The organism is Bradyrhizobium sp. CSA112, assembly GCF_029051645.1.
Taxonomy (GTDB): Bacteria; Pseudomonadota; Alphaproteobacteria; order Rhizobiales; family Xanthobacteraceae; genus Bradyrhizobium.
This window is the reverse complement of the sequence record NZ_JAACFS010000005.1, coordinates 257,465-277,583: the sequence shown is the minus strand read 5'-3', so window position 1 is coordinate 277,583 and position 20,119 is coordinate 257,465. Positions and strand designations below refer to the sequence as shown.

Annotated in this window: 22 protein-coding genes and 1 tRNA gene; 9 read left to right on the top strand and 14 right to left on the bottom strand. The window is 62.5% G+C overall.

Annotation, left to right across the window (positions count from 1 at the left end):
* Positions 1-154: 154 nt before the first annotated feature.
* Positions 155-1,402, top strand: coding sequence for an O-antigen ligase domain-containing protein (locus GWE18_RS13675; RefSeq protein WP_275186247.1), 1,248 nt, complete (start codon positions 155-157; stop codon positions 1,400-1,402).
* Positions 1,403-1,431: 29 nt separating this feature from the next.
* Here the strand turns inward: GWE18_RS13675 and GWE18_RS13670 are convergent, their stop codons facing one another.
* From GWE18_RS13670 to GWE18_RS13660, 3 genes are all read right to left on the bottom strand, one after another.
* Complete coding sequence (locus GWE18_RS13670) at positions 1,432-2,610, bottom strand: saccharopine dehydrogenase NADP-binding domain-containing protein (protein ID WP_275186246.1); 1,179 nt, start codon at positions 2,608-2,610, stop codon at positions 1,432-1,434.
* Between the two features lie 117 nt (positions 2,611-2,727).
* Positions 2,728-3,513 carry a DUF169 domain-containing protein gene (locus GWE18_RS13665; RefSeq protein ID WP_275186245.1) on the bottom strand — a complete coding sequence of 262 codons (786 nt, stop codon included), beginning with the start codon at positions 3,511-3,513 and terminating at the stop codon, positions 2,728-2,730.
* A 65-nt stretch (positions 3,514-3,578) separates the two neighbouring features.
* Positions 3,579-4,382, bottom strand: coding sequence for a YdcF family protein (locus GWE18_RS13660; protein WP_275186244.1), 804 nt, complete (start codon positions 4,380-4,382; stop codon positions 3,579-3,581).
* A gap of 68 nt (positions 4,383-4,450) precedes the next feature.
* Between GWE18_RS13660 and GWE18_RS13655 the strand changes: the two genes are divergently transcribed.
* The gene (locus tag GWE18_RS13655) at positions 4,451-5,392 is read left to right on the top strand and encodes an acetamidase/formamidase family protein (RefSeq protein WP_275186243.1); all 942 of its coding nucleotides are present in this window, start codon (positions 4,451-4,453) and stop codon (positions 5,390-5,392) included.
* A gap of 19 nt (positions 5,393-5,411) precedes the next feature.
* Here the strand turns inward: GWE18_RS13655 and GWE18_RS13650 are convergent, their stop codons facing one another.
* Positions 5,412-5,789 (bottom strand): GrlR family regulatory protein, encoded by a 378-nt coding sequence (locus tag GWE18_RS13650; RefSeq protein WP_275186242.1) that lies wholly within the window; start codon positions 5,787-5,789, stop codon positions 5,412-5,414.
* A 260-nt stretch (positions 5,790-6,049) separates the two neighbouring features.
* Here GWE18_RS13650 and GWE18_RS13645 point away from each other — a divergent pair, with 260 nt between their 5' ends.
* Positions 6,050-6,250, top strand: a complete 201-nt coding sequence (locus GWE18_RS13645) for a hypothetical protein (protein ID WP_057845825.1) — start codon at positions 6,050-6,052, stop codon at positions 6,248-6,250.
* 43 nt (positions 6,251-6,293) lie between these two features.
* Positions 6,294-6,764: a GcrA family cell cycle regulator gene (locus tag GWE18_RS13640; protein WP_275186241.1), complete on the top strand. Its 471-nt coding sequence runs from the start codon at positions 6,294-6,296 to the stop codon at positions 6,762-6,764.
* A gap of 74 nt (positions 6,765-6,838) precedes the next feature.
* Here GWE18_RS13640 and GWE18_RS13635 read toward each other — a convergent pair whose 3' ends face one another.
* Together GWE18_RS13635 and GWE18_RS13630 are read right to left on the bottom strand one after the other, a co-directional pair.
* The gene (locus tag GWE18_RS13635) at positions 6,839-7,807 is read right to left on the bottom strand and encodes an SDR family NAD(P)-dependent oxidoreductase (RefSeq protein WP_275186240.1); all 969 of its coding nucleotides are present in this window, start codon (positions 7,805-7,807) and stop codon (positions 6,839-6,841) included.
* A gap of 151 nt (positions 7,808-7,958) precedes the next feature.
* The gene (locus tag GWE18_RS13630; protein WP_275186239.1) at positions 7,959-8,864 is read right to left on the bottom strand and encodes a dihydrodipicolinate synthase family protein; all 906 of its coding nucleotides are present in this window, start codon (positions 8,862-8,864) and stop codon (positions 7,959-7,961) included.
* A gap of 225 nt (positions 8,865-9,089) precedes the next feature.
* Here GWE18_RS13630 and GWE18_RS13625 point away from each other — a divergent pair, with 225 nt between their 5' ends.
* Both GWE18_RS13625 and GWE18_RS13620 read left to right on the top strand, forming a co-directional pair.
* Positions 9,090-9,218, top strand: a complete 129-nt coding sequence (locus GWE18_RS13625) for a hypothetical protein (protein WP_275186238.1) — start codon at positions 9,090-9,092, stop codon at positions 9,216-9,218.
* 84 nt (positions 9,219-9,302) lie between these two features.
* A tRNA-Pro gene (locus GWE18_RS13620) sits at positions 9,303-9,380 on the top strand.
* A 14-nt stretch (positions 9,381-9,394) separates the two neighbouring features.
* On the opposite strand, the gene GWE18_RS13615 is transcribed toward GWE18_RS13620, so the two are convergent.
* The 6 genes from GWE18_RS13615 to GWE18_RS13590 all read right to left on the bottom strand — a co-directional run bounded on the left by GWE18_RS13615 (position 9,395) and on the right by GWE18_RS13590 (position 13,951).
* Positions 9,395-9,952, bottom strand: a complete 558-nt coding sequence (locus tag GWE18_RS13615) for a MerR family transcriptional regulator (RefSeq protein WP_275186237.1) — start codon at positions 9,950-9,952, stop codon at positions 9,395-9,397.
* Between the two features lie 78 nt (positions 9,953-10,030).
* Complete coding sequence (locus GWE18_RS13610) at positions 10,031-10,360, bottom strand: integration host factor subunit alpha (RefSeq protein WP_057845762.1); 330 nt, start codon at positions 10,358-10,360, stop codon at positions 10,031-10,033.
* Positions 10,361-10,491: 131 nt separating this feature from the next.
* Positions 10,492-11,469 carry a beta-ketoacyl-ACP synthase III gene (locus GWE18_RS13605; protein WP_275186236.1) on the bottom strand — a complete coding sequence of 326 codons (978 nt, stop codon included), beginning with the start codon at positions 11,467-11,469 and terminating at the stop codon, positions 10,492-10,494.
* The gene (gene plsX / locus GWE18_RS13600; RefSeq protein ID WP_275186235.1) at positions 11,466-12,518 is read right to left on the bottom strand and encodes a phosphate acyltransferase PlsX; all 1,053 of its coding nucleotides are present in this window, start codon (positions 12,516-12,518) and stop codon (positions 11,466-11,468) included. Before plsX ends, GWE18_RS13605 begins: the two co-directional genes overlap by 4 nt.
* A gap of 300 nt (positions 12,519-12,818) precedes the next feature.
* A complete protein-coding gene (locus GWE18_RS13595) occupies positions 12,819-13,406 on the bottom strand; it encodes a DUF177 domain-containing protein (RefSeq protein ID WP_275186234.1) in 588 nt (195 codons plus the stop codon).
* Complete coding sequence (locus GWE18_RS13590; RefSeq protein ID WP_275186346.1) at positions 13,403-13,951, bottom strand: ubiquinol-cytochrome C chaperone family protein; 549 nt, start codon at positions 13,949-13,951, stop codon at positions 13,403-13,405. Before GWE18_RS13590 ends, GWE18_RS13595 begins: the two co-directional genes overlap by 4 nt.
* A 116-nt stretch (positions 13,952-14,067) precedes the next feature.
* Here GWE18_RS13590 and bamE point away from each other — a divergent pair, with 116 nt between their 5' ends.
* The gene (gene bamE / locus GWE18_RS13585; RefSeq protein ID WP_275186233.1) at positions 14,068-14,544 is read left to right on the top strand and encodes an outer membrane protein assembly factor BamE; all 477 of its coding nucleotides are present in this window, start codon (positions 14,068-14,070) and stop codon (positions 14,542-14,544) included.
* A 126-nt stretch (positions 14,545-14,670) separates the two neighbouring features.
* Positions 14,671-15,675, top strand: coding sequence for a tripartite tricarboxylate transporter substrate binding protein (locus tag GWE18_RS13580; protein WP_275186232.1), 1,005 nt, complete (start codon positions 14,671-14,673; stop codon positions 15,673-15,675).
* Between the two features lie 104 nt (positions 15,676-15,779).
* Here GWE18_RS13580 and GWE18_RS13575 read toward each other — a convergent pair whose 3' ends face one another.
* Positions 15,780-16,217 (bottom strand): cupin domain-containing protein, encoded by a 438-nt coding sequence (locus GWE18_RS13575; RefSeq protein ID WP_275186345.1) that lies wholly within the window; start codon positions 16,215-16,217, stop codon positions 15,780-15,782.
* Between the two features lie 125 nt (positions 16,218-16,342).
* On the opposite strand from GWE18_RS13575, the gene GWE18_RS13570 reads away from it, so the two are divergent.
* The gene (locus GWE18_RS13570; RefSeq protein ID WP_342804255.1) at positions 16,343-17,878 is read left to right on the top strand and encodes a winged helix-turn-helix domain-containing protein; all 1,536 of its coding nucleotides are present in this window, start codon (positions 16,343-16,345) and stop codon (positions 17,876-17,878) included.
* Positions 17,879-17,930: 52 nt separating this feature from the next.
* Here GWE18_RS13570 and GWE18_RS13565 read toward each other — a convergent pair whose 3' ends face one another.
* Positions 17,931-20,060 (bottom strand): sodium-translocating pyrophosphatase, encoded by a 2,130-nt coding sequence (locus GWE18_RS13565; protein WP_275186231.1) that lies wholly within the window; start codon positions 20,058-20,060, stop codon positions 17,931-17,933.
* Positions 20,061-20,119 lie beyond the last annotated feature (59 nt).

The following is a 20,119-nucleotide window of genomic DNA, read 5'->3' as shown; positions in this document are numbered from 1 at the left end:
CGAAACGAAGCAATCCATCGCGCGGCTCTGGGATAGGTGGATTGCTTCGTCGCTTCAGCGCAAAATTGCTTTGCAATTTTGTCGCGAGCTCCTCGCAATGACGCGGATAGCAGGTTCAGTTGTTTGTTGCGTTGCGTGAGTGCGTGAGTATTCGATGACCTATGCGGCGACGGCCGGAGGCTCCCTACCATCGATGACGGCTGCGCCCGGCGTGCTTGCCTTGCAGCGCGCGATGGTATGGCTGGTCGGAGCATCCGTCGCGATCGTCTTCATTGAGCCCAGTCCCTATGAACTGGCCACGTTTGCGGCCTCGGTAGTCTTTTTCGCAACCGGCCTGCGGATGCGGCTGGTGTTCATGCCGCTGCTTCTGCTGCTGTTCTTGATCAATGTCGGCTACACCGTCAGCTCGGTCGCCGTGTTCGACCGGCCCAGCGTGCCGAACTGGATCGCGACCTCGTGGTACATGGCGGTAACAGTCATTCTGTTCGCGATGGTGATATCGGAGGATACCGCGGCGCGGCTCGACATGCTCCGGCGCGGCCTCATCGTCGGCGCCCTGATTGCGGCGCTTGCCGGTATTGCCGGTTACTTCAACCTCATTCCCGGCGGGCGTGACTTGCTGACGCTGTATGACCGCGCCCGCGGCACCTTCAAGGATCCGAACGTGCTCGGCGCGTTCCTGATCCTGCCGGCGCTGTTCGCGCTGCAAAGCGTCGTCTCGGACAAATTCGGCAAGTCGCTGCGCAGCGCGATCACGTTCGGCGTCCTGTCGCTGGCAATCCTCCTTTCGTTCTCACGCGCCGCGTGGGGCCAGTTGATCCTCACTTCCGTATTCATGCTGGCGTTGATGGTGCTGACCAGCCGCTCGCAGTCGCAGCGCTCGCGCATCATCGTGGTCGCGCTCGTTACCGTAGTGCTGGCGGCGGCGCTGGTTGCTGTGCTGCTGTCGCTCGATCCGATCGCGCAACTATTCAAGCAGCGCGCCAGTTTCGATCAGAGCTACGACGGGGGCCGCTTCGGACGTTTCGGCCGGCATATTCTCGGAGCCGAGATGGCACTTGGTTTACCGCTCGGCATCGGGCCGCTGCAGTTCAACCGCTTCTTTCCCGAGGACACCCACAATTCCTACCTGAACGCGTTCATGTCAGGCGGATGGCTCTCCGGCGTCTGCTATCCGGTACTGGTCTGCGTCACCGTGCTGACAGGGTTCCGCTATGTCTTCGTCAGCGTGCCCTGGCAGCCGGCCTATCTGGCGATCTTCGCCGCGTTCCTCGGCACCGTCGGCGAGAGCTTCATCATCGATACCGACCATTGGCGGCACTTCTGGCTCATGCTGGGAGCGATGTGGGGCATGTTCGTTGCCGCCGAGCGCTGGAAGGCCGACACCATTCCGCGGCCATAGCGCCGACGAAGCCGTCCTACGCTGCGAAGCTACTTCTCGACCGTGAACGTCAATCCGGCATGATCGACCAGCCGCTCGATCAGCTTGTGCTGCATCGCAGCCCCCGGCGTCCAGATGCCGGCTGGAACATCCGGCGTGTCGCGCAGCAGGCAGATTGCGCATTCCGAGATCATCTTTGACGTCGACCCATAGCCGGGATCGCGGTCACCCTTCACGGATGCGCGGACCTGACGACCATCGGGCGCGATGGCGACATAGAGCAGATCATAGAGGCCGTTCTCGCGCTCTTCCTTCGACGGCCCTTCGCCGGGCTTGGGTGCACCGGGGCCGGTCTTTTCGGTATTTGCGGCCATCACCAGCTTGGCGTTGGCCTCGCCCTTCTCGCCGGCACCCGTCAGCACCATTTCGTCGTAGACGAACTCCTTCCCGTACGGAAAGCCCATCAGCATGTTCGAGCGATGGATGTTACGGGTGTTGATGAGCGCCATCATGAAGGGCGCCGCCCAGGACTGCAGGTCTTCCTCATAGGCCGGCTTGCTGCCCGGCGGCTGCTTTGGCCCCTTGAATCCGGGCGTCAGCGCGAACGCATCCTTGAGTATCGCAACTAGGCTGAGATCCTTGGCGACGGCATCGAAGGTCGCCTTGGCGCTCGCGGCGGTGCCGCCGGACAGGGTGCCGCGCATGTCGCGCACGCGCCCCTTAACGCGGGAAGCCGGCGTGCCGAACACCCGCTTGGCTTCCTCCTGCACAAAGAATGCGCCGAGTTCGAACGGCACCGAGTCGAACCCGCATGAAAACACGATGCGTGCGCCGCGGGCTTTCGCTTCTGCTTCATGCTTGTCGATCATCTCCCGCATCCACAACGGTTCGCCGCAGAGATCGAAATAATCGGTACCCGAGGCCACGCAGGCAGCAAGCAGCTCATTGCCGTAAAACTGATACGGGCCGACCGTGCTGATCACAGATTTCGTCTGATCCAACATCGCCTTCAACGATGCGGGATCGCTGGCATCGGCCACAATCAGCGGCGTATCCGCAGGCGCGCCGATCGCATCGCGAACGGAGGCGAGCTTGTCCTTGCTGCGCCCGGCCATCGCCCATTTCAGGCTGGCGTCGCCCTTGTAGTGCGCGGCCAGATACTCGGCGACGAGTTGGCCGGTGAAACCGGTGGCGCCGTAGACGACGATGTCGAATTTCGACGAAGACATATTTTGGTTCCTGGAATTGACGTTTGGGTCTTCTTGTCATTGCGAGCGAAGCGAAGCAATCCAAAATCTCTTCGCGGTGTATGTGGATTGCTTCGCTTCGCTCGCAATGACGGTCGTTTATTTCTTCGCGTACGACACGCCCATGCCGGCGCGAACGTCGGCCTGAATGCCATAGGGCGCGATCGGATAGCGCAGGCCGTTCTTCGCCAATTGCTTCATCCCGACAATGGCCTTGGCAAGATGCTCCGGCTTGAGCGCCATCAGCATCTCCTCGTCCGGCACGCCGCCGTAGCGGCGCTCGGCGAAGCACGGCAGCGACAGGCTTGGCTCGCCGGTCTTGAGCGCCCTGCCCCAGGAATCCGCGCAGGCGGTCTCGCCGACCACGCCCCACTCGAATTTCTTGTAACCGGTATATTGCAGGCCGTTGATCAGAATGATCATCTGGCCAGGCGTCGCGTAGACCAGGCAGATATCGGGCGGATTGAGCCGGCCGCTGGTGAGCGGGCTCACCGCCATCGCCTGATACTGGCCGAAAGGTACGACGTCGAGCGCCTCCTGACGCTTGCGCGCGTCCTCGGCCGTGCTGTGCCAGACTCCGACATAATTTTCCCCGGCGAGCCACTTTTCGTCCTGCGGCGCCAGCCCAATCACGGCGCGGCACTGCGCGCCGACGAGATCGTCGCCGGTGATACCGACGGTCCAGCCGAGCCGCGAGGCCATGCTGACGATCTGGTCGGTGGTATGCACCGCCGAGGGACGCCGGATCTTCGGGATCGCGGCCATCTCCTCGACGCGGGCAAACATCTTGATGCCGATCACGGTCGTCTTCAGCCTCAGCAGGCTGTTCAGGTCGGCCACCATGCCGGCCAAATCGAACGCTTCCGGCGGCGTCTGCTGTTGCATGGCGTAAACTCCCAAATCGGCGGCCCCGCCTGTTGCGTGATTGTAGCCCGGCTGGCGACCGGCTTCTACTTCGATGCTGGGCCCGGCAGCAACTCGTCGATCTTGCCGGTGGCGCGGTAGGCGAGCAGCCCCATCCATTCGCGCAACGCGACGTCGGTCCGTCCTAGTCCGTCGATTGCGATATTGGTGAAATTCCACACATCGCCGCCTCGGCCGACCCGCCAATCGACGGGATAGGGCTCGACCGCGAATCCCGCTTTCCTAAACAAGCCGACCGATCGCGGCATATGGGAAGCTGACGTCACCAAAAGCCAGCGCTCGCCCTCCTTGGGCGCAAGCATCACCTTCGAGAATTCCGCGTTCTCCTGCGTATTGCGCGAAGCCCGTTCCATGACCAGGCGCGACTTGTCGATGCCGAGACTCTCGAAAATGGCGCCGGCGAAATCGGCCTCTCTGGCGTCGTTCGAAATCAGTTTCGCGCTGCCGCCGGTAAATACGACGCGCGCGTTAGGATAGCGGTGCGCCAGCGCCGCAGCCGCGATCAGACGATCGGGCGCGCCGAGCACCACCGGCGTGCTGTGCGCGACGGAGAGCTCGGGTTGGATCGAGCCGCCGAGCACGATGATGCCGTCAGGCGCCCCGCGCGAGTTGTCCCATGGCGGAAAGCGCTGCTCCAACGGATAGAGCAGCAGGTTCCCGAGCGGCGACAGACCGCAGATCACGAGCAGCAGAACGGCTGCGATCACCAGCTTGCGCCCCAGCGATGCAAAGCGCGTGAACATCAGAATGGCCCCGACGAAGCCGACGCCGATCAGAAGATTCGTCGGCAACAGCAGAGAGCCGAGCGTCTTGGAGAGGACAAAAAACAAGGGGAAGCCTCTGATAATGTCTGATAGAGCGTCATACGACGCCATTGCAGCAACCAAAAGTCCCCCTCATGGCCTATCATCATCTGCATTCCAGCCCCGAAACCTGCCACTGGGGCTTTTTCGAAGCGAAATTGAAGCCCGTCCTGACCATCGCCAGCGGCGACGAGGTCACCATCGACACCGTGACCGGCGGGCCGGACGTGATGCCGGACCGAGCCAAGTTTCACGTACCTGCCGAGCTTGCCGACATTCACGCGCGGAGTGAGCGCATGGTCCCGGGTCACATCCTCACCGGCCCGGTCGCGGTTGCCGGCGCCGAGCCCGGCAACGTGCTGGAGGTCGACATTCTCGACGTCCAGCTCCGGCAGGACTGGGGCTACAATCTGATCCGCCCGCTGGCGGGCACCCTGCCCGACGATTTCCACGAGACGCGCATCATCAACATCCCGCTTGACCGCGAGCGAATGGTGGGCCGGATGCCATGGGGGCTCGATTTGCCGCTGGCGCCGTTCTTCGGCGTGATGGGTGTGGCGCCGCCGCCGGCCTGGGGCCGCATCACCTCGTTGATTCCGCGCGCGATGGGCGGCAATCTCGACAACAAGGAATTGGGCGCCGGCGCCAAGCTGTATCTGCCGGTGTTCGTGCCGGGCGCGCTGTTCTCCTGCGGCGATGGGCATGGCGTGCAGGGCGATGGCGAAGTCTGCGTCACCGCGATCGAGACGGCATTGCAAGGCCGCTTCCGCCTGACGCTGCGCAAGGATCTGGAGCTCGGCTATCCCCGTGCGGAAACGCCAACGCATTACATGACGATGGCGATGGACCCCGATCTCGATCAATGCGTGGTGCGCGCGTTGCGCGACATGATCTTGCTGCTCGGCGAGAAGCGCAATTTGTCGCGCGAGGACGCTTACACGCTCTGCAGTCTCGCCGCCGATCTGCGGGTGACGCAGACCGTTAACGGCTCCAAGGGCATTCACTGCATGATCGCGAAGACGGTCGTGCACGGCTGATCGGACGACCTGCGGCTCCTCAAAAAGGAGAGCGCAGCTTCAGCCGCGCGTGAAACAACACGCTGGTCTTTCCGACCAACGCAGTCCCCTGCACCTGCGCGCCATCGGCGGCGTACGACCCGCTGAAGCCGCAAGTGACTTCGCGCCCGCCGAACAGCGGCAGCGCGCCAACCGATTTCGTGTGCTCGTTGGTGATCAGTTCACCGCGCCACTTGCCGCGATCTGCGGTGTAAGAGCCCGTGTAATAGAAATACGAGTCACCGCCGGCGATCTTGCCGTCGCGCAGCACAATCACGCCGTGCGCGCGGCCATGGCCGCCGTCCGTCATCTCGATATGAATGGTGTAGAGACCGTTCGTTACCGTCATTGCGCCCTTGCCGCCGTCCCAGGGCATCATCGGCATTCCCTGCAGCGCGAAGCAATGGGGAAATGGCCCACACGGCTGGATCGTTTCGCCGCGCCTCTAACCGCCGTTAAGACTGCCGCGCGCTGCGCGTCACGGGCACTTTGGTTAATCCACAAACCCGACTTTGGCTTTTAATATGTTTTTTCAAATGGATAGAGAGCTATCCACAAGCCGTTTGACTCATGTGTGTAAAACTAAATAGAGTCGAAATAGTAACTTTTCAGTACAGCGTTTAAAAGTTAGCGTTCCCCATGGCTACAGAAAAAGCCGAAACCGACCGCGTTCCCGTGACCTTGGCGCTCTCGACCATCGCTTATATGGAAAGATTGGTGAGACAGGGCACCCACGGCACAAGCGTTCCCGGCGTTGCAAGGACCCTGATCGAGGAAGGCATTCGGCTGGCCATCAAGGATGGGCTGCTTGCAATCCGCGACAACGGCAAGACGTCCTGACGGGAGCAACGCGGCGGTTTTCACAGAATGTGGAACCGAGAAAATGCTTACGAATGTACCGACCTGGACCACCGATCGCGTCGAACTCCTGAAAAGCCATTTTGAAGCCGGCCTCACCTGCCGCGAGATCGCGGCCAGCATCGGCGTCAGCCGTAACGCCGTGATCGGCAAGCTCTCGCGCCTGCAATTGACGCGCGGCCCCGCCCCCGCCGAACCGCGACCGACCAAGGCTGCCAGGGAGCGTTCGCGGAAATCCATTCCCCGGTTGCAATATCAAATACTGCAGTCCGTTTACGAAAACGCTCAGCCGCTGCAAGAAGAGCCAATCGCCAGCAATCAGCGCTGCTCGCTGCTCGAACTCAGCAACGAGCGGTGCCGCTGGCCGATCAGCACGCCAGGCGCAGAAGACTTCTGCTTTTGTGGCAATACGCCGGTGGAAGGCATGCCCTATTGCTCGGGCCACACCCGCCTCGCCTACCGCCCGGGTTCGCGTCAGCGCGTCTCGCGCGCGTGAGCGGCGTCAGTTGCCGTGACGACGCGTCCGGAGTGCGGAGCTTCGGTTCTGATTCCATCAGAACCGATCGTCCGCTACCCGAGCCGCCAGCCGACCTCTTCCGTAAAGCTCTTGTAGAACTCCGGTGTATAGGCCTTTTCGGGGGCCTGCCGCACCCGCTCGTCGAGCTTGTGGGCGTCGTCGCCGACGAGAATGCGCCAGCGCTCAACCTTGACGCCGTCAAGGATGATCTTTGCCGCGACCGCCGCCGTGGTCGGCGCCTCCTCGCGGAAAGTGCGCGCGCGGTCGAGTGCGATTTTCTGAATGTCGTCGTCCGACATCGGCACGGTATCGATGCCCATGCCCTTCAGGCGCTGCCGCGTCGCCAGGATTTCATTCGGGCTCAGTTCTTCGGATTCCGATCCGCTCTGGATCTTGCGCGAATTGGAAACGATCGACGTGCCGATATGCCCGGGCATCACGACTGAGCATTTGATGTGCGGCGCGTTGAGCCGCAGATCCGTCATCAGTGCTTCGGTAAACCCTTTCACCGCGAACTTGGCGGCGCTGTAGGCGGTGTGCGAGGCGCCCAGGCCGACGGACGCCCAGAAGCCGTTGACGCTCGATGTGTTGACGATGTGGGCCTCGTCCGCTTTCATCATGAGCGGCAGGAAAGTGCGAACACCGAGATAGACGCCGCCCCAGCAGATGTTGAAGGTGCGTTCCCACTGCTCGCGCGTGTTGGTGAACAGGCTGCCGCCACCGCCGATGCCGGCATTGTTGAACAGCAGATGGATCTTGTCGGTCGCCTGCTGCTCGATCAGCTCATCGCGGAAGCGCTGGAGATGAGCCTCGATCGAGACGTCGGCGACGTGCGTGGTGACGCGAAGGCCCTGCGGCAACTTTTCCGCCTCGCACATGCGCTTGGTCTCGGCCATCGCCTCCGGGGAAACGTCGCACATCGCGACATTGCAGCCTTCGGCGACGAGCTGGCGCGCGAGTTCGCGGCCCATGCCTGTGCCGCCTCCGGTGATCACGGCAAACTTTCCGGCAAAGTCCTTCATGAGATCGTCACCTCGGTTTTTGAATTTTTGAGTTGGGGCCCTCATGGCAATGGGGCCCGTACGAACGGGACAGTAACAGCTCGCGACTGCCGGTAAAACCACCGGTGAAACGCGGTTCGATTGTCTCGCTGACGTTTTCGCGCGGCGGAATTTACTCCGCCGCCTCGCGAGAGCCGCGCAGCGCGCCCAATCCCTCCAGTGCCTTTCTGATAGCTGCCTGTTGCGCAGACGATGCTTCCGGCATCGGTGCGCGAGAGAATGTCGCGGGCAGCCCCTGCAGCGACTGTGCGTAGCGCGTGCATGCCGGAAGATTGTCGGAGACGATGGCGTTCCACAGTGTCAGCAGCTTCTTGTGCAGCTCCAGCGCGCGGTCGTGGTTGCCCGCTTTGACGACGTTCCAGAGTTCGACGGAAGCATGCGGCGCGGCGCTCAGGATCGCCGCGATCGATCCATGCGCGCCGAGCGCATAGGATGGATACATCAGCGCGTCGACCGCGCTGTAGATCAATTTGTCCGGCGCCATCATCATGAGGTCGGCAAACAGTTTCAAATCGCCAGCGCTCTGCTTGACGCCGACAACGAGCGGCACCTCGTTCATGATCCGCCTCAGCAGCGCCGGCGAGAGATAGGACCACGGCACCACATTGTAGATGATGATCGGCATGCCGGTTTCATCGGCCATATGGCGGAAATGATCGACCATCGCCTGCTCGTCCGGCTTGAATAGATAGTGCACCGGCGTCACCTGCAGCGCGGCGACGTTCATGTCGCGCACCAGCTTGCCGCGCCGGATTGCGTCGCGGGTGGAGTCAACTATGATGCCGGCGATGACGGGCGCGCGCCCTTTCGCGGCTTCCACGGTCGCCGCGACAAGGTCGCGATACTCTTCGTGGTCAAGCGTATGCCCTTCGCCGGTCGAGCCGCCGGCTGCCATGCCGTGGCTGCCGGCGCCGATCAGCCAGTCAACCTGCGGTGCGACGAGTTTGAAATCGATCTCGCCGTCTTTTCGGAACGGCGTCGTCATCGGCGGTATCACGCCGGTAGGACGTGCTGTCATGGGTTGGCCTCGCGTTTCCATCCGCTATCCGCGGATTGCATCCCGCGTTCCCGGCAGCTTTTTCGGCCGGTTGGAGGCGAGCCTATTGAAGGGCGGCGCGGTTATCCAGCTTGTGCGGGCAATCGCGCTGCAGGGGAGTATTGCGTCTTCCGCACATGTTGAACCTTTGGCCTCCCGCCGACGACCTAATGACTGGAGGCAGCATCAACGCAGAGGAGACCGCCCGTGGCCCCCTGGCACGATACCATGGTCGATCGACCGGAATCGGATGGTGCGGCTTATGTCACGGGCTGGACCATCAGCGGAGTAGCTGTACTTGGCGCCATTGTTGCCGTTTGGGTTCTCGGCATCTAGGGGGTGGAACTGGCCACCGGTCGCCTCAATGAGGCCCTTCGCGCGCCTTGCGCCGGGCGCTGATCGCAGCTAATGGAACGGCATCGGAGCGTGGCGCAGCCCGGTTAGCGCACTAGTCTGGGAGACTAGGGGTCGGAGGTTCAAATCCTCTCGCTCCGACCAATCTTACAGCCCCCTCAACCGTCCTTCAGGGCGTTATCCAGCAATTGCTTGCAGGCGATCAGCTCCTGCAGGACCCGCTCCAACCGCTCGCGGTCGGCTTCCGAAGGTCCCGGCTTGCCCTTGGCGAAGGGGAGCAAAATGCCGTCATCGTCGGTATCGACAAAGCGGTAGTCGATTTCCTTCTCTTCGGTCTCGTAGTCCTCGTCGTCGGCACCGGCGACCAGCGTCTCGCCCTGCTCCTCCGGCTCCTGCAGGCTGAGGCCGATCGCTTCCTCGACGGCGCCGAAGGTGACGGCCGAGGTCTGATCGGCAAGGCCCTGCACCGACTTGATGCCGTGCTCTTTCAGGATCCGCTGCACGCCGCGGATGGTGTAGCCCTCGCCGTACAGCAGGCGACGGATGCCTTTGAGGAGGTCGACGTCGTCGGGGCGGTAGTAACGCCGCCCGCCGCTTCGCTTCATCGGCTTGATCTGGGCAAACCGCGTCTCCCAGAACCGCAGCACGTGCTGGGGAATATCGAGCTCTTCAGCGACTTCGCTGATGGTGCGGAACGCATCCGGCGCCTTGTCCAAATGCCAGCTCCTCTCAACTCATCTTGTTGGTGAAGACGCAGTACTCGCTTTGTTACGCGGCCGTGTTACTCGGTCTCGTTAGTCGGTCTTGCTTTCACCGTTGCCGGGCGCGTGGCCGTTGATCCGCTGCTTCAGAATAGCTGACGGCTTGAACACCATCACTCGACGCGGCGAGATCGGCACTTCGGTACCGGTCTTCGGGTTACGTCCGATACGCTGACCCTTCTTGCGCACCATGAAGGACCCGAACGACGACAGCTTCACCGTTTCGCCCTTCTCCAGGCAATCGGTGATCTCTTTCAAAACGAGCTCGACAAATGCAGATGATTCCGTTCGCGACAGGCCCACCTTCTGGTAGACCGCCTCGCACAAATCCACACGTGTGACTGTTTTTCCGGTCCCGGTCATCGCCTGCCCCGCACTCTCGGCGAACAATTTATTCCCTGAAATTAGGAGGTTAGCACGCAATGGTCAACAGCGACCATCATGCAGACGCATGGAACATCACTACAATTTTAATCGGTATTTTTAGGCCGCGCTTACCAGCGCACGAGGGCGGAACCCCAGGTAAAGCCGCCGCCCATGGCCTCAAACAGCACCAGATCGCCCTTCTTCACGCGTCCATCCTTGACGGCGACGGCCAGCGCCAGCGGAATCGAAGCCGCCGACGTATTGCCGTGCAGGTCGACGGTCAGTACCACCTTCTGCGGCGCAATATGAAGCTTGTGCGCTGAAGCATCGATGATTCGCTTGTTAGCTTGATGCGGGATGAACCAGTCGATGGAATCAGCCGTCGCGCCGGTCGCATCGAACGCATCAACAATCACGTCGGTGATCATGCCGACGGCATGCTTGAACACTTCGCGGCCTTCCATCCGAAGATGGCCGACGGTCTGGGTCGTCGACGGGCCGCCGTCGACATAGAGCTTCGCCTTGTGCCGTCCGTCCGAGCGCAGATGGGTCGTCAGCACGCCGCGATCGGAAGGCAAGCCCGGCTGATCCTGCGCTTCGAGCACCACCGCGCCGGCACCGTCGCCGAACAGCACACAGGTTCCGCGATCGTTCCAGTCGAGAATGCGCGAGAACGTCTCAGCGCCGATCACCAGCGCGCGCTTGTAGGCGCCGGAGCGCAGGAAATTGTCAGCCGTAGCCAGCGCAAAGACGAAGCCAGAACATACCGCCTGCAGATCGAAGGCGGCGCCGTGATGGATGCCGAGCTCGTTCTGCACGGCGACCGCGGTTGCCGGAAAGGTATGATCCGGCGTCGATGTCGCCAGCACGATCAGGTCGATTGCCTGCGCGTCGAGGCCGGCATGCTCGAGCGCCGCACGCGCAGCGTTGATCGCCAAGTGCGACGTGAACTCGCCCTCGGCCGCAATATGGCGCTGCCGGATGCCGGTGCGCTGCACGATCCACTCGTCCGAAGTATCGATTCGCGCAGCCAGTTCGGCATTGGTCAGCACCTTCTGCGGCAGATAAGAGCCACAGCCCAGCACGACCGAACGTTTCGCAGTCACGAGACAACCTCCTGCGCGGTCTGCGCTTGAGCCAGCGCACTGCCGTCGCGATTAAGCATATGATTGATCTTGGTGAGGAGATCGCAGCGGACCATCTCATAGCCAACATCGACCGCATAGGCAAAGCCTTCGGCGCTGATTCCGCCATGGCTTTTGACAACGACGCCTTTCAGGCCGAGCAGCACACCACCATTGGATTTGTTCGGGTCGAGCTTGTCTCGGAGCGCCTTGAAGGCGCTGCGGGCGAACAGATAACCGATCCGGGAAAACCAGCTTGAAGCCATGGCATTGCGCAGAAAATCTGCCATTTGGCGTGCAGTTCCCTCCGCGGCCTTCAACGCGATGTTGCCGCTAAAACCTTCCGACACGATCACGTCAGCCGCGCCCGCGCCGATCCCGTCGCCTTCGACGAAGCCGATATAATTGAGCTGGCTCGCGCGCAGCAGCTCGGCGGCCTCGCGGATCTCTTCATGACCCTTGATCTCCTCGACCCCGATGTTGAGGAGGCCGACAGTCGGCCGTTCCCGGTTGAGCAGCACGCTCGCCATCGCGCTGCCCATCACCGCCAGCGCCACGAGATGGCGCGCGTCGCCGCCGATCGTGGCGCCGAGGTCGAGCACGACGGAATCGCCTCGCGCGGTCGGCCACACGCCCGCAATCGCCGGGCGATCGATTCCGGCCATGGTGTGCAGGTGGAAGCGCGCCATGGCCATCAGCGCGCCGGTATTGCCCGCGGAAACCGCGACGTGGGCGTCGCCCCTTTTCACGGCATCGATCGCAAGCCACATCGACGAGCTCTTGCGGCCGCGGCGCAGCGCCTGGCTCGGCTTGTCGTGCATGCTGACGGTCACGTCGGTATGGACAACGTGCGAGGCTGCCTTCAGCGCTGGATATTTGGCAAGCTGCTCGTCGATCAGCTTGCTGTCGCCATAGAGCAGAAATTCGGTGTCCGGATGCCGTTTCAAAGAGATTGCGGCGCCGGGAATGACGACCGATGCGCCGACATCGCCACCCATGGCGTCAAGCGCGATTCGAACCTTTTGCGGCATGAACGTCCCGGAAACCTGATCTCTTGCGGCCCTCGTAGAGCCCGGCCGCGCACTGGAATGGCACCGCTACACGGTGCTCGGCGAAACGCAACACCGCGCCCCCGCCGGGCCGCGACAATAGCGTGTCCCCGTCCCGACACAACCTCTTGACCGCGTCTTTTGGCGAAAGGGAAGCTGTGTGGCCCGAAATCAAGAGTAACAAGTATCCCTATATAATTCAACATCTTACGAGATATTCGGGATCGGACATGACAGCTACCTCGAGCCGATGGCAGCTTCGCCGACCACTTTAACTGCCTGCTACTTGCCCTTGGGCTTCCTGCTGCCCGATTTTTTCGGCGCTGCCTTCAACGCCCTTAGCGCCGCGAACGGGTGATCCTCGGGGTCGGCGGCTTCAACCACCGGCTCAAATACGGCGCCGGGTTTGCGCGGATATGGATCGACCGCGAGATACAATGCGTCGGTGGCGACCCTGCCGAGATCGATCATGCCGTTCTCGATCGGCTCGGGTGGATCGGGTGTCTCCTCGTCGCTCTCCCCGGCCTCCTCGACCAGCGCGGCCATCTGCGGGATCTGCTCGGGTGGCGCGAAGATCAGGTCGATCGGCTCTTCGATCTCGCTCTCGATCTCCTCCAGCGTCACCACGCAGGTCTGTCCGATCCGCGCCCGCACGTGGCCAGTCACATGGAAGCGGCCGCCGCGCTGTGGCGTCACGTCCAAGGAAGCCAGCACCGACGACACCTCGCGCAAGCTGCCCGTCTCGGCCACCGCATTGCGGATGGCCTGATCGGCCTCGATGTCGCGATGCAGGCCCGTTTCGGGGATTTGCGCGACCGCAACGGGGACGCGCCACGGGTCGAGCTTCTCTGTTGCGTCGTTCTTGCTCATTGCTGTGCGCCATTCTCCGGCAAAGGAAACTTGGCCGAACCGCTCACCAGCGTCGCCTCGTCGAGGCGGTCGAGAGCGGCCATCGCCGCCTCGGCATATGCCGCAAGCAGACGGGCCTTTTCGATGTTCTCGCCGTTCAGGATATTCTTGCACATCGCCTGCGCCAGTGCCTCACGGCCCTCCGTCAGCGCAAAGTCATAGGCCGCCGTCCGGCCATAGAAGGCTTCGCCGAAGGCCTGCATGCGCTTCGGCACCTTGAGGTCACTAACCGCCATTTCGCGCAGATTATCGTCCATATCGTTGCAAAAATGGTCGAACAGCCCTTGTGACAGGGCCGTGCCGCCCTCCACTGACTTCAGGCGTCGCAAGACCAGCCATAAATGCAGCAGAAGCAGGTCAAAACGGCCGTTAACCGTGTCCGGAACCCCAAAGTCCCGATAAAACAACGGTTCTCGCGCCTGCGTCACGATCATGCCATAGATGGCCTCGATGGTGCCGCGCAACCGCGCCCGGGGTTTCCTGAAGTGATTGAATGGCCAAAGCATTGTGGGTTCCGCAAGCGAGCCCTCCCGGGCCACGCGTGTTGCAATCCAGCATGCTGCCCGGTACGTCAACGCACCGCGCGATGCAAGAGGACGGGCTAATTCCTGATATGATCGAGATGAGCCACCTGAGCACCTGTGTGCCCTCGCCTCGCCGCCTGACCATGCGCTGGCGCGGCTTCCGGGCGGCTGCGGCCGCGGCACTGGTCTGCGTGACGCTCGCGGGGTGCACCGGCGAGCAGTTCCAGAAGGGCTATATCCTGCCGCCCAACGCGCTGGAGCAGATTCCGATCGGCGCCAGCCAGGATCAGGTGCTGATCGTGATGGGAACGCCGTCGACGGTCGCGACCTTGAACGGCGAGGTGTTCTATTACATTTCGCAGCGCTCTGAGCGCAAAGTCGCATTCATGAATCAGCAGGTCGTCGACCAGCGCGTGATCGCGATTTACTTCGACAAGAATCGCCAGGTGCAGCGGCTCGCCAATTACGGATTGCAGGACGGCAAGATCTTCGACTTCATCAGCCGCACCACGCCGACGTCCGGCCAGGAGCTCAGCTACCTGACGCCGCTGTTCAAGCTACTCAGCTTTAACTAGAGCTCGGTCAGTTCCGATTCACTCTGTTCCGCGACGCGGAAATCCTGCGCCAAGTCGCCCGCTTGCCCTCTGCGCGCGCGCTGCCTACGGTCCCTTGCAAATAATGATTCAGCAGGGAGTGAACTTGTGACGATTAGAGCTATTTCTCGACGCCATGTTTTGACCGGAGCTGCAGCCGTTTCAGCGGCAGCGATCTTGCCGCGCGCGAGTCTCGGCGCCGACTGGCGGCCGACCGAAAACGTCCGCCTCATTGTGCCGGCGGCGCCAGGGGGCACCACCGATGTGATGGGACGATTGCTGGCGGCACATCTGCAGAAGTCGTGGGGCCAGTCCGCGGTCGTGGAGAACCGCTCCGGCGGTGGCGGCACCATCGGCACCGCCGAAGCCGTGCGTAGCAAGGGTGACGGACACACCATCCTGGTCGGCAATCCCGGCCCCAACGCGATCGCCTACAGCATTTTCCGCAACATGCCCTACAAGGCGGATCAGCTGCAGCCGGTTTCCAACCTGATCCGGATTCCAAACATCGTATCGGCGCACCCGTCGGTGCCAATCAAGTCGATCGCGGACCTGACCGCCTATATCAAGGCCAATCCGGACAAGCTCACCTATGGCTCGTCCGGCGTCGGGCAGAGCCCCCACCTCACCGGCGCCTGGTTCCTGCAATTGACCGGGCTCAAGATGGTGCATGTGCCGTTCCGCGGCGCCGGGCCGGCGCTGCAGGCTGCGCTTGCCGGCGATATCCAGATCCTATTCGACAATCTCTATCCGACGCTGCCGCAGGTTCTGGACGGCAAGCTCAATGCCCTGGCGGTGACCACGCCGGAGCGTGCCGCGCTGGCGCCCAATGTTCCGACCATGCGCGAGAGCGCATCGGAGCTTGCAAAGTTCGACGTCTCATCCTGGTTTGGCATTTTCCTGCCGAAGAGCGCGCCCGCTCCTGTGGTCGACGCGCTCAACAAGGAAATCAAGGTGTTCCTGGAGCGCGATGACATCAAGGACCAGATGGCCAAGATCGGCGCACGCACCGATCACGGCACGCCGCAGCAGTATTCCGACTTCATCCAGGCGGAGACCGCGAAGTTCGGCGACATCATCAAGCGCGAAGGCCTGCAGATGGACGCGGGTTGAGCGCCTGATCGGCAATCCCAATCAAAAACCCCGCGGCTCGCACCGCGGGGTTTTCTTTTGATCAGCTTCTCGTCGCTCAGTGCGTCGGGATTGCCAGCAGCCGGTCACGGCACACGCGCATCCATCTCCGGCCGCAGCACCACGCTCTCCTGTGCAGTCGCCTCACTGCGCGATCCGACAAAGACCGCCGGCGTGGCGGCGCGATTGACCGCAACGTGCAGAACGTCCGCCGGAATGTAAATGTAGTCACCGGGGTGAACCTTTTCGCAGTGCTGTAACTGATCGCCAGTCCAGATTTCCAGTTCGTCCCCACTCATCATGTAGAGCGCCGTCTCGTGGTGCTCGTGGACATGGGCCTTGGTGCGCCGGCCGGCCGGCCGCGTAATAACGCCGAGCCAGATCATTTTCGAGCCGACAGTCTCCGCGCTGATGCCCGGCTGATAGTCGGATCCCTGTTCGGCGCGGTAGCCTTTGCTCCCCTTCACGACGATCCCCTTCCCGCCAGCTCCTGAGTCCACGCCGTACCGTTCCCGTGCGATCATGTTGCTCATTGCCGTCTCTCCGGTTGTTTTACTCAACACGGGCAGGATCACTTGTCCGGATGGCCGAAGTCTCAAAGATCGGTCCGAAAAATTCCAAATTCTTCCAAAGCTCGGTAAGCTGCCGCATGCCCAGTGCGCCCTTCACCTTTGGCCCGTTCATGCTCGATATGGATCGCGGAATGCTGTCGCGGGACGGCCGACCGGTCGCGGTCGGCCAAAAGGGCCTCCTCCTGCTGCAAGCTTTCCTGCAGGCGCCCGGCCAAATCCTCGGCAAAGCTAGCCTGATGGACGTTGCGTGGCCTGGCGTCACGGTGGAGGAAAGCAATCTGTCGGTCCAGATCGCGGCGCTGCGCAAGCTGCTCGGGACCGCGAAGGACGGCTCCGAATGGATCACGACTGTCCCGCGTGTCGGCTACCGGTTTGCTGCGCCGGTCGCTTGGCGGGCGCAGAGCGCCACACCGCAGCGCGCTGAGAGCAATGCCCAGTCTCGCCCCTCTATCGCTGTTCTGCCTTTCGGCATCATTGGCGAAGCCGACAAGGAATATCTCGCCGATGGGCTGACCGAAGATATCATCACGGCGCTATCCCGGTTTCGCTGGTTCCGGGTCGTCGGGCGCGGTTCTGCCTTTAGTTTCAAGGGTAAACAGATCGATGTGCTGCAAGCCGCTCGTGAGCTTGGCGCGCGTTACGTGTTGCAGGGAAGCGTTCGCCAATCCGGCCTTCGGCTGCGCATTACGGCTCAGTTCATCGACGCGAGCGACGGCAGCAATGTATGGGCGGAGCGCTACGATCTGGAGATGGCGGACGTCTTTGCGATCCAGGACGAGATCGCCGAGCGGGTAGCGGGTGCGATCGAGCCCGAACTTCTCAAAAGCGAAGCCTACGTTGCGGCCATGCGGCATACCGGCAACATGACCGCGTGGGACCTGGTGCGTCGGGGAATGTGGCATTTCCACAAGGTCACCCGCGACGGCCATCTGGCGGCGCGGGCGCTCTTTCGCCACGCTTGTACAATCGACCCGGACTTGCCGGAATCACACATCTGGCTCGGGCGCGTCAGCGCCGGGATAATCGCGTACGGCTGGAGCGACGCGCCCGACGCGGACAGCAAGGAAGGCGTGGATGCCGCGGCGCACGCGATAGCACTCGATCCGAGAGATCCCTATGCGCACTACGCCTTCGCCATTGCCAACGCATACAGAAACACGCCGCTGGTAGCTGTATCGGCAGCCGAGAAAGCGATCGCATTGAGCTCAAGCTTCGCATTAGGGCATCTGGTTCTCGGCCTGGCCCGTCTGTTCGCGGGCCTGGCACGAGACGCAATCGAACCGCTTGAACATGGCCTGACGTTAAATCCGAACGATCCGCAAAATCTCACTTGGTATAATCTGCTCGCCTATGCACAGCTTCTCGCCGGAGAAGCCGAGCGTGCCCTTGCGACCGCCAACACGGTGCTCGCCATTCGCCCGACGTTTCGTCCGACACTGGAAACGCTCGCATGCTGCCATGTCGCACTCGGCAACGTGGACGATGCACGCCGCTGCGCAAGCCGCATGAACGAGTTGACAGGGCCCGAGAGTCATTTCCTCGCGCCGCTAAAGCAGCTGCATCCAGAATGGGACGGGCAAATATCGCAGATGCTTGACCGGGCTCGCGCATGAAAAACCCCGCGGCTCGCACCGCGGGGTTTCTTTTCGACAACTTGTCGCGCGCTCAGTGCGCCAGGATCGCCAGCAGCAGGAGCGCCACGATGTTGGTGATCTTGATCATCGGATTGACGGCGGGACCCGCCGTATCCTTGTAGGGATCGCCGACAGTATCGCCGGTCACCGCCGCCTTGTGGGCGTCGGAGCCCTTGCCGCCGAAGTGGCCGTCCTCGATGTACTTCTTGGCGTTGTCCCAGGCGCCGCCACCCGAGGTCATCGAAATCGCGACGAACAGGCCGGTCACGATCACGCCGAGCAGCATGGCGCCGACGGCGGAGAACGCCGCTGACTTGCCGGCCGCGCCGCCACCCGCGATCGCGTAGATCACGAAGTAGACGAAGATCGGCGACAGCACCGGCAATAGCGACGGAATGATCATTTCCTTGATCGCCGCCTTGGTCAGCAGGTCGACCGCCTTGCCGTAGTCCGGCTTGTCGGTACCCTGCATGATGCCGGGCTTCTCGCGGAACTGACGCCGCACTTCCTCGACGATCGCACCAGCCGCGCGGCCGACCGCCGTCATGCCCATCGCGCCGAACAGATACGGCAGCAGGCCGCCGAACAGCAGGCCGACCACGACGTAGGGGTTGTTGAGCGAGAAGTCGGGCAGCACACCCTGGAAATATGGATGCTTGGCAGAGTTGGCGATGAAGAACTTGAGATCTTCATTGTAGGCCGCGAACAGCACCAGCGCGCCGAGACCGGCGGAGCCGATCGCGTAGCCCTTGGTGACCGCCTTGGTGGTGTTGCCGACCGCGTCGAGCGCGTCGGTCGACTTGCGCACTTCCTTCGGCAGGCCGGCCATTTCGGCGATGCCGCCGGCGTTATCGGTGACCGGGCCGAAGGCATCGAGCGCGACGATCATGCCGGCCAGCGCCAGCATCGTCGTGGTCGCGATCGCGATGCCGAACAGGCCGGCAAGGCTGTAGGTGATGAGGATACCGGCGATGATGACGATCGCGGGCATCGCGGTCGATTCCATCGAGATCGCCAGACCCTGGATCACGTTGGTGCCGTGGCCGGTGACCGACGACGACGCGATCGACTTCACCGGGCGATAGTCGGTGCCGGTGTAGTATTCGGTGATCCAGATGATCAGGCCGGTGACGGCAAGGCCGACGATCCCGCACCAAACCAGCGTCAGTCCGGTGAACGACGCATTGCCAGCGCGCAGCGGTGTGTCAAAGCCGATCAGCCAGTAGACAACGGCTGCAACGCCGAGCAGCGACAGCACGCCGGTTGCGATCAGGCCCTTGTACAGCGCACCCATGATCGACTGGCTGGCGCCGAGCTTGACGAAGAAGGTGCCGATGATCGAGGTGATGATGCAGACGCCGCCGATGGCGAGCGGCAGGGTCATCATCGGCACCAGGAGCGGCGAGGTCGCGAAGAAGATCGCGGCCAGCACCATGGTGGCGACCGCAGTCACCGCATAGGTCTCGAACAGGTCGGCTGCCATGCCGGCGCAGTCACCGACGTTGTCGCCGACGTTGTCGGCGATGGTCGCCGGGTTGCGCGGATCGTCCTCGGGAATGCCGGCTTCGACCTTGCCGACGAGGTCGCCGCCAACGTCAGCGCCCTTGGTGAAGATGCCGCCGCCGAGACGGGCGAAGATCGAGATCAGCGAGGCGCCGAAGCCGAGCGCGACCAGTGCATCGACGACGACGCGGTCGTTGGCCTTCAGCCCCATGCCCTGGGTAAGAACGGCGAAGTAGATGGTGACGCCGAGCAGCGCGAGACCGGCCACCAGGAGGCCGGTGATCGCACCCGCCTTGAAGGCGAGCTCGAGGCCGCCCGCCAGCGATGTGGTCGCTGCCTGCGCGGTGCGCACGTTGGCGCGGACCGAGACGTTCATGCCGATGAAGCCGGCCGCACCCGACAGCACAGCGCCGATCAGGAAACCGAACGCAACCAGCATGCCGAGGAAGTAGGCCAGAAGGGCGAAAATCACGATGCCGACCATGCCGATCGTCATGTACTGGCGGCGCAGATAAGCCTGCGCGCCTTCAGCCACCGCGGCCGCGATTTCCTGCATGCGCGGGTTGCCGGCATCCGATTTCAGAACAGAAGACGTCGCCCAGATGGCGTAAACGATCGAAAGCGCTCCGCAGAGCACAATCACCCATAATGCTGTCATAGAAGTTGCCTCAGATGCTGGTTTTCCCGCCCCACGCCATCCCGCGAGCGCGGCCGGCG

Excerpts from the sequence above, each read along its gene's own strand:
- GWE18_RS13675 (WP_275186247.1), top strand. The coding sequence starts at position 155 with ATGACCTATGCGGCGACGGCCGGAGGCTCCCTACCATCGATGACGGCT.
- GWE18_RS13670 (WP_275186246.1), bottom strand. The coding sequence starts at position 2,610 with ATGTCTTCGTCGAAATTCGACATCGTCGTCTACGGCGCCACCGGTTTC.
- GWE18_RS13665 (WP_275186245.1), bottom strand. The coding sequence starts at position 3,513 with ATGCAACAGCAGACGCCGCCGGAAGCGTTCGATTTGGCCGGCATGGTG.
- GWE18_RS13655 (WP_275186243.1), top strand. The coding sequence starts at position 4,451 with ATGGCCTATCATCATCTGCATTCCAGCCCCGAAACCTGCCACTGGGGC.
- GWE18_RS13650 (WP_275186242.1), bottom strand. The coding sequence starts at position 5,789 with ATGATGCCCTGGGACGGCGGCAAGGGCGCAATGACGGTAACGAACGGT.
- GWE18_RS13645 (WP_057845825.1), top strand. The coding sequence starts at position 6,050 with ATGGCTACAGAAAAAGCCGAAACCGACCGCGTTCCCGTGACCTTGGCG.
- GWE18_RS13640 (WP_275186241.1), top strand. The coding sequence starts at position 6,294 with ATGCTTACGAATGTACCGACCTGGACCACCGATCGCGTCGAACTCCTG.
- GWE18_RS13635 (WP_275186240.1), bottom strand. The coding sequence starts at position 7,807 with ATGAAGGACTTTGCCGGAAAGTTTGCCGTGATCACCGGAGGCGGCACA.
- GWE18_RS13630 (WP_275186239.1), bottom strand. The coding sequence starts at position 8,864 with ATGACAGCACGTCCTACCGGCGTGATACCGCCGATGACGACGCCGTTC.
- GWE18_RS13610 (WP_057845762.1), bottom strand. The coding sequence starts at position 10,360 with ATGACCGGGACCGGAAAAACAGTCACACGTGTGGATTTGTGCGAGGCG.
- plsX (WP_275186235.1), bottom strand. The coding sequence starts at position 12,518 with ATGCCGCAAAAGGTTCGAATCGCGCTTGACGCCATGGGTGGCGATGTC.
- GWE18_RS13595 (WP_275186234.1), bottom strand. The coding sequence starts at position 13,406 with ATGAGCAAGAACGACGCAACAGAGAAGCTCGACCCGTGGCGCGTCCCC.
- GWE18_RS13590 (WP_275186346.1), bottom strand. The coding sequence starts at position 13,951 with ATGCTTTGGCCATTCAATCACTTCAGGAAACCCCGGGCGCGGTTGCGC.
- bamE (WP_275186233.1), top strand. The coding sequence starts at position 14,068 with ATGAGCCACCTGAGCACCTGTGTGCCCTCGCCTCGCCGCCTGACCATG.
- GWE18_RS13575 (WP_275186345.1), bottom strand. The coding sequence starts at position 16,217 with ATGATCGCACGGGAACGGTACGGCGTGGACTCAGGAGCTGGCGGGAAG.
- GWE18_RS13570 (WP_342804255.1), top strand. The coding sequence starts at position 16,343 with ATGCCCAGTGCGCCCTTCACCTTTGGCCCGTTCATGCTCGATATGGAT.
- GWE18_RS13565 (WP_275186231.1), bottom strand. The coding sequence starts at position 20,060 with ATGACAGCATTATGGGTGATTGTGCTCTGCGGAGCGCTTTCGATCGTT.